The sequence below is a fragment of the Ruegeria sp. YTSA072 genome (genome assembly GCF_059610285.1).
The window spans coordinates 95,033-111,191 of record NZ_JBXWNI010000008.1; the positions used below are offsets into that span (position 1 = coordinate 95,033).

A 16,159-nucleotide genomic window follows, 5' to 3' on the forward strand; every position below is an offset into this window, starting at 1 on the left:
TGCTCCCTCAAGTTACCTGTTGCGATTGCCGCGCCCCAATGCGCGGCTCATCTGCGCCGCAATCTGGCTTTGACTGCGACGGAACCCCTGCACGTCCGGGGTGGTGATGTTCATCACGACATTGACGGCACGCCCACCTCCCGAGGTGCGCACCCCAAGCTTACCGTCCGACCCGCGCGCCAAAGGCATGATCGCTTCGGGTCCGGCTTCCCCCATCAACCCGGTTCCGCCGCGCATGGGGAATGTGGTTGGGCCGCTGACAACGCCGCCATTGGCGAAAGGCATCACCCGGCCTTGCGAAAAACTGCCACCGTCGGCAAATGGCAAAAGCCCCTGCCCCAGACCGCCAACGGTTCCGGCCAGCATCCCGCCAAAGTGATCCGTCACCGGCTTGATCGCTGCCGAATACGCCGTGCGGATCATTGAGTTCTTCAAAACGTCCAGCGCATCGGACAGGTTCATCCCATCCAGCACTACGCCATCGAAGGCTTTGCGCAACCCGCTGGACATGCCGCGTTCCAGCGTCGCGACATCCTTGCCGGTTTCCTCAAACGCCGCGCTGATCCGTTTCATCTGGCCGTCAAAAGCAGCCGCCATAGATGCCGCGTCACCCAGCGAGTCGCCCAGCGCATCGCCGCGTTCCTGCAAGTCGTCAAACCCGTCACGATCCGTCATCACGCTCTCCTTGTGTTTTGTCCGGATAGGCCTTCAGCATCGCATCCAGGCCAGCCCGGTTCATCGCCGGGATCCCTACGCCCTGCCCCAACATCAGTTGCAATTCGGCCGGGGTCAGTCGCCAGAACTGATCCGGAGTCAGACGCAGGCCAACAAGCGCGGCCCGCATCAGGTCAGGCCAATTGAACCCATTCATGGCTGTTCCGGCACCATGAAGGCCCGCGCCAACAACTCCGCTGCCGCACGCGCAGCTGCCATCGGGCCACCCTCAATTTCGGCGCTCAGCAGATCGGTGCGGTTGACGTCGCCGCCACCGCCGCGCAACCCGGCCACGATCAGGGCCAATACGTCACCACTGGAATAGGCTCCGCCTTCGAACCGTTGCACGAGTTCCACCAACGAACCGGCACCCAGCTCTTGTTCCAATTCCGCTAAAGCACCCAGCGTCAGCTTGAGCACCCGCCGCTCACCATCGATGGTCAATGCCACCTCGCCCGTCCACGGATTGGCCATCGGTTTACAGCGCCGTAAAGCTCAGCGCGCCCGCGCTGGCTAAACTCATCTCATAGGTCGCCTCGCCGTTGTGCGAGCCCGCATATTCGACACCTGTGACCTGAAACGGCCCGGCAACAATGCCGAAATCCGGGATGATGACCTGAAAATCCGGTGTTTCGCCGTCAAAGAACAATTGCCGCGCGCGTTCATCAGTCCCGGCGTCCTTGAACACCCCCGAGCCGGATATCGACGCTGATTTGACCCCGGCACCCGATAGAAGTTCGCGCCAGCCACCCTGACTTTCCAAGCTGGTGACATCCACACTTTCCGCGTTGAAGCTGACGCGCGTGGCGCGCAATCCCGCGATCGTTTCGAACAGACCGCTGCCGTTCATATCCACTTTGACCAACAAGTCCTTGCCGTTCTGGGCACCCATATGCTCTCTCCGTTGATTGGTTAGTCGTCTTCCACGCGCGCGCGGAATTTCAGGTCGATCTGGCGGATCGCGCCTCCGGTCCCGGTGCGCCGGGCCGAGGCACGCTCGAACCACAGGCCCACCAGACGCCCGCGATCAAGGCTGGGCATGGCACCCTCCAGCGCGTCACACACCGCTCCTGCCAGGGTCTTGGCGGCCCCGAACCCTGCGGCTTCGGACACGATCGAAACCGTGAACCGGTGCACCGCACCTCCACCCGATCGGTCAGAGACATCACGAACCTCTTCCGGTCCCAGCGTCACATAAGTCTGTGGTACTGCTCCGGCTGGCACGGCGTCATAGATCGCGCCACCCGACAAATCGTTAACCTGCGTATCCTCTGAAATCTGCTTGAACACCGCCGCCTGCAGGGCTGCTGAAACGCCATAGCTCATGCTGCCACCTCCTCATCCGCGAAACAGGTCAGGTACTGGCCGCGCGGATCACGCTCAGCGACAGCGCGGATGACAAAACGACGTGCGCCCTCCGCAAAGCGCTGATCCGGCGATGGCCGCATGGTGGAGCCTGTGGGCGCGCCCCGGACCACGATGCGATAGCCGACCCGCGAAATAGGGACACCAGCCACCTGCCGCTCGGACCCGCTGCGCGCGGTCACCTCGGCCCATACCGTGCCCAGCGGCACCCAGGTTTCGGTGTATCCGCCTGATCCATTGGCCACGCGCACCGGCGCTTCCAACTCCAGCTTTCTATTCAACCGCGGCGCTTTCATTGCACGACCCCTGCACCAAACCGAACTGTGCGATAGCGCTGGATCAGGCTGGTGACACCAAACGGCATGCACCCGGCACCCAGCGCTGTCTCATCGCGGTATTCGTAATAATGCGCGGCCAGCAACAGCACCGCCTGCCCCAGATCGGCGGGCAACCCGCCCCAATCCGCTGCCATCCCAGCGGCAAAGACGATCCTGACAGAACCACCCTTTGGCATCTTCGGCATCAGTGGCCCCATTGGCCTAAGACGGGGACGCTGAGCATCTTTTTCCAACCGGTATCTATCCGGGGCGAAGACAGTCTCTGCGCCTTCTGCCTCAGCCAGCGTCACACTCTTGACCTCGGTGACCGGAGCCACCGGCAGCACCTCTCCCGACTGGTCTCGCCATACGGTCAGGCTCCAGGAAAAATCGCGCTCGATCAGAACCTTGCCAGCGCGCGCTTCGATTGCCGCAACGGCTGCGCGCAGAAATCCTTTCAGTACAACATCCTGTACGCTGTCTTCGGCAAAGCCCGTGCCCAGCCGCAGATGCGCCTTAAACTGATCCACCGGCAGCGCCGCATCCGCGATGGCGGTTTCTTCGATCAACATCATCCATTCACTCCGCAATCTCGGACCCCTCCGGGGGCCTCTCTCAAGAAAATGACGGGCACGCGCCGCCCCACGTTGCTCGGACGGAGGGGAGCAGCTAGACAACGCAGGGGATCTCACCCCGGCCCGCGCCCGCGCCCGAGGGGCAAATGCCCCCCGGATCCGTCACCAATTAGGCGGTGCCGAATTTCACCAGCTTGATCGCGGCAAAGTCGCTCACGTCGCCGCCGACACGCTTGGTCGCGTAGAACAGAACGTGCGGCTTGGCGCTGAACGGATCGCGCAAGACGCGCAGATCAGGGCGCTCCGCAATAGTGTACCCGGCTTGGAAATCACCAAAGGCAATCGAGAAACTGTCAGTGCCCGCATCCGGCATGTCCTCGGCAATCAGAACCGGATAGCCCATCAGGCGCGCAGGCTCACCCGCAGCCAGACCGTCCGACCACAGGAAGCGGCCATCGCTGTCCTTTAGCTTGCGGATCACACCAGCAGTTTTCGAATTCATTACGAAGTTGCCATTGACGCGGTATTGCGCGCCCAGCGCATAAACCACATCGACAATCGCGTCCGCATCGACACCACCGTCAATGCCGGTCGGGACATAGCCCAGATTGCCCCAGGTCCAGACATCATTGTCGACCTTGGCATGGTTCAGAATGCCATTTGGCTTGTCCGCACCATCGCCCGAGATGAACGCCGCCGCTTCGGCACGGGCAAACTTGTCAGCAATACGACCGGCCAGCCACCCCTCGACATCGAAGGCACTGTCATCCAAAAGGCGTTGCGACGCCTTGGGCAGCGCGCTCAGCTCGTGCAGGGCAATCGAGATTCGATCAATCGACGGGGTCGCTGTCTCGGTGGCCGCTGAGCTTTCATCCGCCCAGCCAGCGCCCACGTCAGTGTGGTCGATCAACACGTCGAACGAGTTCGCCTCGACATTCACCACCGAAGCGATCGAACGGATCGAGGCCGTGGATTTCAGCACCGACTTGATCATCTCGGCGGTTTGCGGATCGACCAGATATCCGCCATCGCTGTTAACGGCGCTGGACAGCGATTTGGCTTCGATATCAAGACCGCGCAAGCCGTCATCGTCACCGCATCGCACATAGGCGTCGAAAGCCTTCTGATGCGGCGCACCGTCCTCGATCGAAGCCGCAAGATGCGGGCGCGCCGCGATAATTGATTTACGATCCAGCATGGTCAGTCGCTCTTCTGTCTGTTGCAGTTTGGTTTTAACTTCAGCCTTCAGGCCCTTGAATTCGTTCACGAAGCCAGTCATCGCCTGCTTCACCTCCTGAACCAGGGGCACACCCTCTCCGGTCAAGGCCGGGGTCTCGGTCTTGCTCATCAAAACTTCCTTGTTTGGGTGGGATTGAGGCGCGCTAGGTTTGCGCCAACTCCTGCCGGGCGTGATCAAACACCTCGGCAATACTGCGCAGGGTTTCCTCGGCGTCCGGGGTCGTCCCCTTTGCCGCCACCCGCGCACTGGGCAGCATCGGAAAAGTCACAAGCGACACCTCCCACAGCTCCAGTTCGGTCAGGACCCGATGGCCCTTTTCATTTTTTATGGCTCGTTTGGTGCGATAGCCGATCGACAGCCCGTCAATGGCCCCGGCCCGGATCAATTCCGCAGCTTCACGGCCTTTCTGCGTGGTTTCCAACATACGTCCCTTGACCCAAAGCCCGCGCTCATCTTCGCGCACGTCGTCCCAGACACCGATGGGCTGCGCCGGGTCGTGCTGCCATAGCATTTTGACCCGCTGACCTGCCGCCGTTAGCCCAGCCAACGACCTGCGATATGCGCCTTTCTGCACCACATCGCTCCCTTGATCGACCTGCTCAAACAGGCTGGCATAGCCCTCGATCACCGCGTCCTCGGTCACCGACAATCCATCGCTAAACCGCGCAAACTTGTGTTCTAAATCCATGAACACCTCCTCATAAGTCTCTAAATTCATGGCGACACCACCAGAATTGACTGAAACGCTTGCGCCAGGATCACCGCAACGACTCCATAGACCGTCAACCACAGCCGTTTCTCCAGCCGCTCCATCATCTCTTCGATCTGATCCAGCCGCCTGCATAGATGCGCGTGCTGAATCTCGGCCACCCGTTCATGCGCAGCCAGACGCAGGCCCGGCGCACAGTCAAACGGCGGATACCCCTCAGCCATCTGCACGCTCCGGCAGCCCCAGCATCGTGCGTTTTTCAGCGTCTGTCAGGAACTCGGCACCGTTGACTCGCGCCCATTGCGCATCCCGCTCCACCGACAGCGCAGGCACCTGATCCAAATCGGGTTTCAACACCAACTCTTCGCCAGTAAAGCCCACCAGCCATTCCGACACCGCCGCCGCCACCCGCGTCACCAGGGGCAGAACGGTCAGGCGATAGAACGCCCGGTTGGCCTCCTGATAGTTCGAATAGGTCGCGTCGCCTTGTATCCCCAGCAGCATCGGCGGGACCCCAAAGGCCAGCGCGATCTCGCGGGCGGCGGCTTCCTTGGTCTTTTGAAACTCCATGTCAGAGGGTGAGAACCCCATCGGCTTCCAATCGAGCCCCCCTTCCAGAACCATCGGACGGCCTGCATTGCGCGCCCCGCGATAGTTCTGCTCAATCTCATCGGACAAGCGGCGGAACTGATCCTCGGCCATCACCCCATGGCCATCGCCGCCCTTCCACACCAACGCACCCGAAGGCCGTGCGGCATTATCCAACAGAGATTTTGACCACCGCGACGCGCTGTTATGCACATCAATCGCCATCGCTGCCGCCTGCATCGGCGAGAACCCATAGTGATCGTCTTGGGGGTGGAATGACTTGATATGACAGATCGCATCAGCCGGGAAACGATGCGTCTTGCCGCCCGCCGTATAGTCATACGCCTTGGGCCATCCATCCGCCCCCGGCACCACGCTCATCCGGTCCGAGCGCAGGACGTGCAGTTCAACCGGCAATCCATCCTCGGCCTGTGCCGCCTCAACATAGGCGTTCCCCGACAGCAACAACTGCCCGAACAAAGCCTCCATCAACTCCGCCCGCCCCTGCGCCGCATTCGGGCGGCGCATCAGGGATATGATAGGATGCACGTCATAGCGCTGCGCCTGATCCTGCAGCACCAGAGGCAGTGCCGCCGCCGCCTCGGCAATCAGTTTGACCGAGCGAAACCCCACCGGATTCCCCGAAAACCCCGTCCGCGTCAGCGAAACCGCGTCCCTGGGGCTCCACGCCACGCGTCCGCTCGTCTGCCACGCCACCACAGGCCCCGCCGCGCTCGCCTTCGCCTCAGGTGCCTCACCAGCCGTTCCACGACGTAAGAAATCGAATACCATCTGTGCTCCTTTCTGCCGCCGCTCTGCCCGGCTTGTTGAAAAGAGTTATGACGGAAAGAAGTTTAAGCCTCGGGAATATGGCGTACGGGGGGGGAGCAACGGGAATCTCTTCCTTTGCAGAGTACCCAAATACTTGAATCACCACCGCTGCGCCCAAACAAATCAACCCTTTACCTCTTCCATGCCTATGATCACTTCAGGAACAGACTAGAGTTTTTTATACAGCATTCGTAAGCAAACATGTCGCGGGAAACCGAGTCATACTAATACTCTCAAGAGCGTAAGGAGCAGCCAAGCATGACTCAATATCTACTAAGTCGAATAGATCGAAATTTAGCTGCGCAGATTACCTTACTGCTATACAGACGCGTAGCTAATCAGCTGTCATCAACATCCGGACCCGATCCTGAGTTTCGTTACGCAGGGCGTGAAGGCGGTAACTTACTTGTAAAAATCGGGCTGTGCGAAAAAGGAGAACAACCATCTGACTATGTTCTCAAGGTTGATGAATCCGCTGTGATCAAGGTGATTGAAACACATAAGAACCTGACATCTAATGACCTTGATACTCTTTTGAACTTCTTCTTCCAGTTTTTTATCGCGCATGGCCGCGTAGGTTGTCTCAGCAGCACGAGAGAGTTGTTCACACCCGATTCAAAACAAGAAGCATTGGTTCAATGCTTAACAGAGACGGGGTACCTCAGTCGTCACGAGCAGCAAGTTCAATGGACGGATTACGCTTCTAAACAAATGGAGGCCAACGGTCATTGGGAAGGGGACATTTCACATTACGACGTGCGTACGACCGCTGATGACACACGCTTTAGTAAGATCTACTCTGAATTGCCTGAGAGCTTGATAGAAGTGCTCGCCGAAGCAGCACGAACTCATGGGAATTGGAGGGTTATTGAACTTCTCCCTCGATACTATTGGAACGACAAGTGGCTCGCTGAGCCAATCTCAAAACAAGAAGCCGGTAAATTTGGGCAGCTTGGACTTGTTGTGATGGGACGATTAGTTAATAGGCTAAAGTCGGAGCACGGTTTCTAAATACTCAATGCGGACTGAAACTACATTCTACCAGCAAGCAGAAGCTTTCACTTTGGATGTTAAACGCACGAATTGGTCTGACTAACTCGGTCGATTGTACCTTTTACAAACTCCGCACCCTAGGCCGCCGATACGCCCCCGCAGGCCCCACAACCAACTCATGCAGCGCCCAGACCAGGGCGTCGACGCGGTCGGGAGAGCCCTGCCCTTCGAACCCGCGCGCGGTCATCTGACACATCTGCTCCTCCAGCGCGTCCAGCCCGGCAACATGCGCCACCCGCCCCTGTTCGTACAAAGCTGCCACAGGCTCAGCCCGCGCGACCTTCCCGCGCGAGGCCCGCACCGCGCGATAAGGCACCATAGGGTCCACCTGCCGCACGACCTCTTCCACCAGTTGCCCGCCCTGATTGACCTCAGCGACCAGCCGTTCCGCCCCGAACTCATCCATCGCGTCAATCGCCGCCTGCGCCCAGCCCGCCGGGCCAACGCCCTGCACCGTGCGGTCGGCCAGCACATAGACGCGCCAATCCTCGGGCGGCCCCTGTAGCTGAGCGCCCACGACCACGATCCCACATGCATCCGCATTCGACCCAACCGTTACCGCCGGGTCCAGCGCCACCACTATACGGTCCAAATCAGGTACATTCTCAACTCGCGCCGCGTCCAGCATCGCCCCGGTCCACAACGCGCCCTCGGCATCCGACAACAGCACTCCGTCCAACTCCTGCCGCCCCAGCCGCGTACCCGCATAACGCGCGCGCACTTCGTCCAGAAACGAATCCGCCAGATTGGCCCGGTTTGCCTCAGTCGGCGCATGGGTCTGCACGGTGGACGGAGACGCCAGCAATTCCTTCAAAACCTTCACATTGCGCGGTGTGGTCGTCACACAGACCCGAGGTCGCTCCCCCAAGCGCAGCGCAAATTGCAGCATATCCCAGGTCTCGCCAGCCTTCTTCCACTTGGCCAACTCATCCACCCATGCCGCATCGAACTGAGGCCCCCTCAGCCCTTCGGGATCATGCGCCGAAAACGCCTGCGCCTCGGCCCCGTTGGGCCAGATCAGTTTGCGTTCCGACGCCTTCCAGACAGGTCGCCGATCCGGCGGAGAACACTGCAGAATCCCGCTATCGCCAAAGATCATCACATCGCGCACCTGATCGAAGGTCTCACCCACCAACGCCACACGACGCGCCTCGCCGCGATCCAGCGGCAAAGACCCCTCGACCACCCGTCGCACCCATTCGGCTCCGGCCCGCGTCTTACCAGCCCCACGCCCCCCCATGATCACCCAGGACCGCCAGTCGCCTTCGGGCGGCAACTGATGCGGCAGCGCCCAGAACTCGAACAGGAAAGGGAGGGCGCACAGCCCCCCCTCCCCGATCTCACTCAGAAATCTGTCCCGAACCGCAGCAGGCGCGGAGGCGAGCCAGCCTGCACCCAACCTCAAATCGAGCGCGCTCAAGGTCGAGCGCATACCCCCTTTGGGCAATTCCGGCTTGTCTGTGATGTTGTTCGACAAAGCTTGTCTCCACTTTCTGACAACTTCGGATCAGCCCCTCTAACTGCCCGAGTTGCTTGGCTGAACCAGCAAGATCTGCATCCTCCCCGGCACCGATCTGTTTGCGCAGTTCTTCCGCTGCTTGGCGCAGATCGCGAATGGATCTCTCAAGCGACTGCAACAAATCAGCCGTCTGGGACATCCGCTCTTCCGGGGTAATCAAAGTCATGTGTGCCTGTGACCTCATGCGTGAGTGATCTCCGCACGAGAGAAACGAAAAACGGCCACCGGGTCGCCCCCGGGGCCGTCGCCCACCTCTTCTAGCATGACACAACTTATACGCGAGAAAGTCCGCAAAGTCAATGCGTTGCGCAACAACGGCGCAACGGGTAACGTGCGCTGATAGTTAAGAGACCTTTACTGATAGGACTATGTGGCAGACGGTCGTCAGTGGTTGAGCCCCGTGACTACAACGTTACATATCGCCGAGAAAAAGAAATGGCTCGGAAGGTTCAAAGCTGGCCGAAATCTCGCCCGCAAGGATGGGCTTTTCGCCAAGTTCCAATTTCAGGGTAGAAGCCCCATCGGAGAGATCAAGGTTCTCGATATCCACCCAAAACAATGTAGGGCTGAACACGCTCTCATAGTAGTAACGACCCAGCTCATGATCAGCGACCGTACGCCAGGTTGTTGATGCGATGTTTGGGCGCTCCGGGTCCGTCACACCAAATGGTACGGAAATTGATCGCACAAGAGAGAACACCGCCGCATTCGCATCGTTTTTGTCTTCGAACGAGGGAACGGCATTCAGATTCCAGCTCAACCGCGCAAACCGGTCGGAAGACCGATGGGTTCCGGGCAAAAATGAAAGACTATTAACTTCACCCCAATAAGTGGTGATAGCGAGTTGTTCCTCAAAAGTAGGAGAGTTCGTCATGACAGTAAATTCGCGGCCATGGTGAATAACCAACTCGCCATCGAGATACTCGAATATTGCACTGTCACCAGACGCATCAGATAGCGCAATATGCCCTCCGGCCTCATGTCCGCTAGGCAACATCGGCGCTACAATCACGAATGGCTCTTGCTCCATAGCTGCAACGGCTTCTTCAACTGTTGCAGAGTTATCCAGAAAATACTGCAACCACCCTCCGACAGAAAGGAGAGGTTTGTCTCCGGCATTTTCCGTCCCGTAATCCGCTTCGGCAAGATAGAGAGCGTTGCCGACCAGCCCGCCATCATTCATGCCGTCAACAGTTGCTCCGTCATAGATCGTTGCCACGACAGACCCGTATTTTGACGTCCATTCGATCGAATTCTCTCCGGCACCACCGTCACGGTCCATGCCCTGCGGGAAGGCCCAAATGTCTGTCGAAGTATCTTCGAACCAGTCAAGCGCCCTCCCCGTGAGGAAGGATCCGTCTGCCGTTTCATAGACGATCCGAGAGCATGCGATTGCTGAAGACGCGGCTAGAACCACGGTCAGAGTGGTAGCTACAAGTATTTTAGCGCACATTTCTGGAATCCTTTTTTTGGTCATACACAAAAAGTCATCGCCCCTAAGGATCGGATATTTACCGATGTTATGAAAGCCAAGAAGCACTTCGGGATTTTCAAAGCCCAGCCGGAAAGGGTTCTTCTATTTGAACAATCCGTTCCCTGACGGCCGCGGCAAGTACGTGTTCCCACTTCGCAATTCATACCTTGACAATTGTTTACAAAACTAGCATGTGCCACCTTAAGACAGCGCTGACGCGTGAGCATTGACGGTCGCAGCAGACCCCACAGCGCATCACTACATCTCCTAGTTCCCATTCACGCAGGGTTCTTGACGCGACGCCAGATGGCGCAGGGTTCGCCTGCACGTCCCGAGGTTTAGCGGAAACCCTGCCGGTCACGCGCTGCGAGGCCAGACACGTCTTGTCCGTACGGCTATCGCCTTGCGGATTACAAAGGATAGTTATTTGTTCGACTTCGACATGCTGGGCCTTGCACCAGCCCTCAACGATGCACTGAAACGTGCCAATTTCTCACAACCGACCCCTATTCAGAACCAGGCCATCCCGCTGGCGCTGAACGGTCACGACATCCTGGGCCTGGCGCAGACCGGCACCGGTAAGACGCTGGCCTTCGGTCTGCCGCTGATCGACCACTTGTTGGCGCAGTCCGGCAAACCCGCGCCCAAAACCGCCAAGGCGCTGATCCTTGCCCCCACCCGCGAGCTGGTCAACCAGATCGCGGATAGCCTGCGCAACCTGACCGACAAGACCAAGCTGCGCGTGGCCACCGTGGTCGGTGGCCAGTCGATCGGCAGACAGATCTCGTTCCTGTCGCGCGGCACCGACATTCTGGTCGCCACGCCCGGGCGTTTGATCGACCTGATGGAACGCGGTGCCGTTGACCTCGGCTCGGTGCGACATCTTGTATTGGACGAGGCCGACCAGATGCTGGACATGGGCTTTATCCACGCCCTACGCAAAATCGCACCCAAGCTGGGCACGCCGCGTCAAACCATGCTGTTTTCGGCCACGATGCCGAAGCAGATGGAGGAACTCAGCCAGTCCTATCTGACCAACCCGCAGCGAGTGCAGGTCTCGCCTCCAGGTAAAGCGGCTGACAAGATCACGCAGTCTGTGCATTTCGTCGACCGGGCCGGCAAACCGCGGAAACTCCGCGATATTCTGTCCGCTGACATGGAAGCTCTGACCTTGGTATTTTCCCGTACCAAACACGGAGCCGAGAAACTGATGAAAGGCCTTGTGGCCGATGGTTTCAACGCGGCCTCGATCCACGGCAACAAAAGCCAGGGACAGCGCGACCGCGCGATCAAGGCGTTCCGGGCAGGAGAGATCAACGTATTGGTCGCGACCGACGTGGCCGCGCGTGGCATCGACATTCCCGGTGTTGTCTATGTGATCAACTATGACCTGCCCGAGGTGCCCGACAACTATGTCCACCGCATCGGGCGCACAGCCCGTGCTGGTCGCGAAGGTGAAGCTATCGCATTCTGCTCACCGGACGAAGTGGATCAGCTGCGCCAGATTCAGAAGCTGATGAAGATCGAAATTCCGGTCGCCAGCGGCACCATGCCAGAATTTTCCGAGCCTAAGAAAACCCGCAATCGCGGAGGGTTCCGGGGGCGTAAACCGCAGGGGGCAAATTCAACATCGAAGCCCACGTCCTCGAAGCGTCGTCGTCCACGCGGACGTCCCGCCGCATAACAAAAAGAAAAAGGCCGCGTTTTTCGACGCGGCCTTTTTCTTAGTTGCTCGAGCTGTTTCTTTCAGCCTCAATCTCTCGCCACTTGGCGACGTTCCGATTGTGTTCCTGCAAGGTTTCCGCAAACGCGTGCCCCCCGGTGCCATCCGCAACAAAGAAGACAAAGTTGGTCTCTTCCGGTGCGACAGCAGCCTCAAGGCTGGCCAACCCTGGGTTGGCAATGGGTGTCGGCGGCAAACCGTCTATCACATAAGTATTCCAAGGTGTTGCACGGCGCAGTTCACTGCGACGCAGCCCGCGCCCCAGCGTGCCTTGACCCTTGGTGACGCCATAGATGACCGTCGGGTCTGTCTGCAGCTTCATGCCCTGCTCAAGCCGGTTCACAAAGACGCTTGCAACCTGCCCGCGTTCATTGGGAACACCGGTTTCCTTTTCGATGATCGACGCAAGGATCAGCATTTCCTCTGGGCTGCTGATGGGAAGGTCGCCTTGGCGGTTCTCCCACACTGCGTTGATGCGCAATTGTTGCTTGTCTTGCATCGCTTGCAGAACGGCCGTTCGGTCATCGCCCGGTGCCAAATCATAGCTGTCAGGCGCCAACATCCCTTCGGCCGGGATCTCGGCAATCTCACCTGTCAGCGGTTCAATCGCCTCCAAGCCTTGCGCCACCTGCCATGAGGTCACGCCTTCGGCAACAGACACACGGTACCGGGTGTCGGCTTCTTCACGCTTTTGACCGTATTCGGCAGGGATTTCCTCGTCGGTCACATCAAACGATGCGATCTCGACAAATTCCAGCGTTGCCGGGTCCAACTCGCGTACCCGGGTTTGGATGCGCGTGACACCGATACGGTATTCAATCTCAGACCCGCAGGTGCTGGCACCGCTGCTTGTGATCTCATCGATGATTTGCTCCATCGACGCACCTTCGCGCACCAGAAAGCTACCGGCTTTCAGCTGCTGCGATTTATCCGTGTAGTCCGCCGCCATGCGAAAGATCATGGCGCTGCTGATGGCTCCGTCATCTTCAAGCTCTTGGCTGACACGGGTCATATTCGACCCGCTCCTGACCTGCAGGCACATGGCGGATTCCAGCGGACCCTCGGCCTTGTATTGCGACTGCCCCCACACAACCAGCCCGCCCATCAGGAACAAGCCTACGATCAGCAGAGTCAGCGCGTTCGAAGCAAGAGCCCGGAACATTTAGGTGACCTTTCCGAAGATCACGCTGGCATTGGTGCCGCCAAAGCCGAACGAATTCGACAACGCCACATTGATCTCACGCTCACGCTTGGCGTTGGGCGCCAGATCAATCGGAGTTTCAACGGTGGGGTTATCCAGATTGATCGTCGGCGGAGCCACCTGATCCCGGATCGCCAGGATCGAAAAGATCGCCTCAATCGCGCCTGCCGCACCCAAAAGGTGACCGGTGGCTGATTTGGTCGAGGTCATGGTGGCCTTGCTGGCGTGATCACCTAACAGGCGCTCTACCGCGCCCAGTTCGATCGTATCCGCCATGGTCGATGTGCCATGCGCGTTGATATAGTCCAGATCCGAAGGCTCCAACCCAGCGCTGCGCAATGCGGCTTTCATGGAACGCTCAGCGCCATCACCATCCTCGGACGGTGCGGTAATGTGATAAGCGTCGCCGGACATGCCGTAACCCAGCACTTCGGCATAGATCTTCGCACCGCGTGCCTTGGCGTGCTCATATTCTTCCAGAACCACGATGCCTGCGCCCTCGCCCATGACAAAGCCGTCACGGTCTACGTCATATGGGCGGCTGGCTTTCTTCGGATCGTCGGCATATTTGGTCGACAGCGCCTTGCACGCGTTAAAGCCGGCGATACCGATCTCGCAGATGCAGCCTTCGCCGCCACCAGCAATCATGACTTCCGCGTCGCCTGCGCGAATGATGCGGCTGGCATCACCGATTGCATGCGCACCTGTCGAGCAAGCCGTCACGACCGAGTGGTTGGGCCCCTTGAACCCGTGGCGGATAGATACCTGGCCGGATGCCAGGTTGATCAGCGCACCGGGAATAAAGAAGGGCGATACACGACGCGGACCTTTGTCGCGGATCAGGTTCGCCGTTTCAGCAATAGAGCCCAGCCCGCCGATACCCGACCCGATCAGGACGCCTGTTCGCAGGCGGTCCTCTTCATCCTCGGGCAGCCAGTTTGCATCCTGACAAGCCATGTCAGCGGCAGCGATCGAATACAAGATAAAGTCTTCGATCTTACGTTGCTCTTTTGGCGGCAACCAATCGTTGGGATTGAATGTCCCATCAGTTCCATCGCCGCGCGGAACTTCGCAGGCATAGGTCGTGGTGACACCGCTTGCTTCGGCATCAAATTTCGTGATCGGGCCCGCGCCGGATTCCCCATCCAGCAGCCGTGACCAAGATTTCTCGACCCCGCTGGCCAAAGGAGTGACCAATCCCAGACCGGTTACAACGACTCTGCGCATGAAATGCCTCTTGCCTGCTTCCTATTTGAGAACCGCTCATACCCCGGCCCGGGGTCCGGGGGCAAGAGCAACGGCACATTCCCACCTGGCACCATTTCGCCGGATGGTCCGTCTGTGCAGGATGTACCAAAACACATTGCCACGGCTCTTTCAGGGAATTGAAAGGCCGGGGCAATGACGTGCAAGACAGGATTACTGGAATTCAGCGACGGGCTCGTGGGCCTGCTCGGCCACGTTAAGCGCGTCTGCCAAGTCAATCGTTTTGCGGAACAAAGCCCGCCCAACCAATGCGCCCGAGATGTTGTGCACATAGGCCAGACGCGAGATGTCATCTGATGTCCGAACGACACCGCTGGCAATAACCGGCGTGCGTGACAGCTGTGCAAGACCTGAGATCAGACCCAGCTGCGCATCGACGTCTTCGATGTCGCTGTCGATATCGGTCACCAGAATCGCCGCGAAGGGCGTGCCCTCGAACGCTTGAATAAACGCTTCGGGCGTAAACGCACTCTGACTGCGCCAGCCTTCAGTCATGACCTGACCTTGCCAGACATCCACAGCCAGAACGATCTGGTCCGGATAAAGCTTGGCCAGTTCCTTGACCAGATTCGGATCCCAGGCGGCAAGCGTACCAATCACCACCCGTCCCGCGCCTTTGTCGATCCAGTATTCGACCTGTTCCCGCGTCCGCATACCGCCGGCCAGTTGCACAGACATCTCGGACGTGCGGATAATTTCCTCGACCAATTCGGCGTTGGTATCGCGGCCTTCGATCGCATCGAAATCCGTCAGGTGCATCCACATGGCACCGGCTGCAGACCAGCTGCGTGCCGTGTCCGCCGGATTCACATGCCAGATCATCGCGTCGTCCAGACGGCCTTTGTCCAGTGTGACACACCGGCCGTTCTGCAATTCCATCGTGGGGTAAATCCTCATGAGCATTCTCCTCCGCTCAATCGCTCTGCAATTCCAGAGTACCATACACGCGGAAGAACGGTCCGCTATTACCAGGATCGGCAAACTACGGCCGGTTTGCGGCATTCGCGAAGTCTCAAATTGTCAGTGGCGCGGCGGCGGTCCGTTGCGGCGCATAAGCGTGACGTCGCTGCCGTTGAACGCGCATTCGCGCATCGGGGTATAGCCCAGCTTGCCCGCCAGATTGCGCGAGGCCAAGTTCGCCGAATTCACCATCGCGACCAACGGACCGGGCATGATCCGGTCAAACCAGTCATGTGCAGCTTGTGCCGCCTCCAGCCCCAATCCCTGTCCCTGCGCCTCGGGGACCAGAATCCATCCGGCCTCGGGAAAACTGTCGAAATCCTCGCCAATCGAACGGTTACCGTAAAAGAACCCCGCCTGACCGACCATCTGGCGATTCGACTGCTGGACCACGGCCCATTGCCCGAAACCGGCCATTTGCCAGTGCCCGGCATTTCGAAGGAATGAATCCCACGCCTCTCCGCGCGACCGCGGCTTGCCGCCGATATGTCGCACGATGCATGGGTTGCGCCAAATCTCGGCGAACCGGTTGAAATCCTCTGGCCGCATGCCGCTCAGCGTCAAACGGGCCGTATTGATCATCGGGGTGGATCTTATCATGCCCTTCCCGCTCTGAATTATGTG

General features: G+C 59.0%; 19 protein-coding genes. 2 read left to right on the top strand and 17 right to left on the bottom strand.

The features are described 5' to 3' along the window. Nucleotides 1–12 precede the first annotated feature (12 nt). From AC2FIB_RS14595 to AC2FIB_RS14645, 11 genes are all read right to left on the bottom strand, one after another. The gene (locus AC2FIB_RS14595; RefSeq protein WP_496842300.1) at nt 13–675 is read right to left on the bottom strand and encodes an RcGTA-type gene transfer agent tail tape measure protein; all 663 of its coding nucleotides are present in this window, start codon (nt 673–675) and stop codon (nt 13–15) included. After that, complete coding sequence (locus AC2FIB_RS14600) at nt 662–871, bottom strand: rcc01693 family protein (protein WP_496842302.1); 210 nt, start codon at nt 869–871, stop codon at nt 662–664. Before AC2FIB_RS14600 ends, AC2FIB_RS14595 begins: the two co-directional genes overlap by 14 nt. Further along, a complete protein-coding gene (locus AC2FIB_RS14605; RefSeq protein WP_496842303.1) occupies nt 868–1,188 on the bottom strand; it encodes a gene transfer agent family protein in 321 nt (106 codons plus the stop codon). Before AC2FIB_RS14605 ends, AC2FIB_RS14600 begins: the two co-directional genes overlap by 4 nt. Before the next feature lie 4 nt (nt 1,189–1,192). Continuing rightward, complete coding sequence (locus AC2FIB_RS14610; RefSeq protein ID WP_496696792.1) at nt 1,193–1,606, bottom strand: phage major tail protein, TP901-1 family; 414 nt, start codon at nt 1,604–1,606, stop codon at nt 1,193–1,195. 20 nt (nt 1,607–1,626) lie between these two features. Beyond that, on the bottom strand, nt 1,627–2,040 hold the full coding sequence (locus AC2FIB_RS14615; RefSeq protein ID WP_496842304.1) for a DUF3168 domain-containing protein: 414 nt from the start codon (nt 2,038–2,040) through the stop codon (nt 1,627–1,629). After that, a complete protein-coding gene (locus AC2FIB_RS14620; RefSeq protein ID WP_496723420.1) occupies nt 2,037–2,375 on the bottom strand; it encodes a phage head closure protein in 339 nt (112 codons plus the stop codon). Before AC2FIB_RS14620 ends, AC2FIB_RS14615 begins: the two co-directional genes overlap by 4 nt. Then, nucleotides 2,372–2,971 (bottom strand): head-tail connector protein, encoded by a 600-nt coding sequence (locus tag AC2FIB_RS14625; protein WP_496735857.1) that lies wholly within the window; start codon nt 2,969–2,971, stop codon nt 2,372–2,374. Before AC2FIB_RS14625 ends, AC2FIB_RS14620 begins: the two co-directional genes overlap by 4 nt. Nucleotides 2,972–3,140: 169 nt before the next feature. Beyond that, nucleotides 3,141–4,319 (bottom strand): phage major capsid protein, encoded by a 1,179-nt coding sequence (locus tag AC2FIB_RS14630; RefSeq protein ID WP_496735858.1) that lies wholly within the window; start codon nt 4,317–4,319, stop codon nt 3,141–3,143. A gap of 34 nt (nt 4,320–4,353) precedes the next feature. Beyond that, on the bottom strand, nt 4,354–4,899 hold the full coding sequence (locus AC2FIB_RS14635) for an HK97 family phage prohead protease (protein WP_496735859.1): 546 nt from the start codon (nt 4,897–4,899) through the stop codon (nt 4,354–4,356). 26 nt (nt 4,900–4,925) lie between these two features. After that, the gene (locus tag AC2FIB_RS14640) at nt 4,926–5,144 is read right to left on the bottom strand and encodes a GTA head formation protein, RCAP_rcc01685 family (RefSeq protein ID WP_108860356.1); all 219 of its coding nucleotides are present in this window, start codon (nt 5,142–5,144) and stop codon (nt 4,926–4,928) included. Then, on the bottom strand, nt 5,137–6,300 hold the full coding sequence (locus tag AC2FIB_RS14645; RefSeq protein WP_496735862.1) for a phage portal protein: 1,164 nt from the start codon (nt 6,298–6,300) through the stop codon (nt 5,137–5,139). The genes AC2FIB_RS14640 and AC2FIB_RS14645 overlap by 8 nt, the downstream gene beginning before the upstream one ends. Nucleotides 6,301–6,597: 297 nt before the next feature. Between AC2FIB_RS14645 and AC2FIB_RS14650 the strand changes: the two genes are divergently transcribed. Next, nucleotides 6,598–7,350: a hypothetical protein gene (locus AC2FIB_RS14650; RefSeq protein ID WP_496842306.1), complete on the top strand. Its 753-nt coding sequence runs from the start codon at nt 6,598–6,600 to the stop codon at nt 7,348–7,350. 103 nt (nt 7,351–7,453) lie between these two features. On the opposite strand, the gene AC2FIB_RS14655 is transcribed toward AC2FIB_RS14650, so the two are convergent. Beyond that, on the bottom strand, nt 7,454–8,824 hold the full coding sequence (locus AC2FIB_RS14655) for a DNA-packaging protein (RefSeq protein WP_496842328.1): 1,371 nt from the start codon (nt 8,822–8,824) through the stop codon (nt 7,454–7,456). Between the two features lie 499 nt (nt 8,825–9,323). Continuing rightward, nucleotides 9,324–10,451 (bottom strand): linear amide C-N hydrolase, encoded by a 1,128-nt coding sequence (locus AC2FIB_RS14660; protein ID WP_496842308.1) that lies wholly within the window; start codon nt 10,449–10,451, stop codon nt 9,324–9,326. A 361-nt stretch (nt 10,452–10,812) separates the two neighbouring features. Between AC2FIB_RS14660 and AC2FIB_RS14665 the strand changes: the two genes are divergently transcribed. Then, nucleotides 10,813–12,069: a DEAD/DEAH box helicase gene (locus AC2FIB_RS14665; RefSeq protein WP_496735865.1), complete on the top strand. Its 1,257-nt coding sequence runs from the start codon at nt 10,813–10,815 to the stop codon at nt 12,067–12,069. Nucleotides 12,070–12,109: 40 nt separating this feature from the next. On the opposite strand, the gene mltG is transcribed toward AC2FIB_RS14665, so the two are convergent. From mltG to AC2FIB_RS14685, 4 genes are all read right to left on the bottom strand, one after another. Continuing rightward, nucleotides 12,110–13,270: an endolytic transglycosylase MltG gene (gene mltG / locus AC2FIB_RS14670; RefSeq protein WP_496735866.1), complete on the bottom strand. Its 1,161-nt coding sequence runs from the start codon at nt 13,268–13,270 to the stop codon at nt 12,110–12,112. Further along, nucleotides 13,271–14,536 (bottom strand): beta-ketoacyl-ACP synthase II, encoded by a 1,266-nt coding sequence (gene fabF, locus AC2FIB_RS14675; RefSeq protein WP_496735868.1) that lies wholly within the window; start codon nt 14,534–14,536, stop codon nt 13,271–13,273. A gap of 192 nt (nt 14,537–14,728) precedes the next feature. Further along, on the bottom strand, nt 14,729–15,472 hold the full coding sequence (locus AC2FIB_RS14680) for a 1-(5-phosphoribosyl)-5-[(5-phosphoribosylamino)methylideneamino]imidazole-4-carboxamide isomerase (RefSeq protein WP_058274006.1): 744 nt from the start codon (nt 15,470–15,472) through the stop codon (nt 14,729–14,731). 123 nt (nt 15,473–15,595) lie between these two features. Further along, nucleotides 15,596–16,135 carry a GNAT family N-acetyltransferase gene (locus AC2FIB_RS14685; RefSeq protein WP_496735870.1) on the bottom strand — a complete coding sequence of 180 codons (540 nt, stop codon included), beginning with the start codon at nt 16,133–16,135 and terminating at the stop codon, nt 15,596–15,598. Nucleotides 16,136–16,159 lie beyond the last annotated feature (24 nt).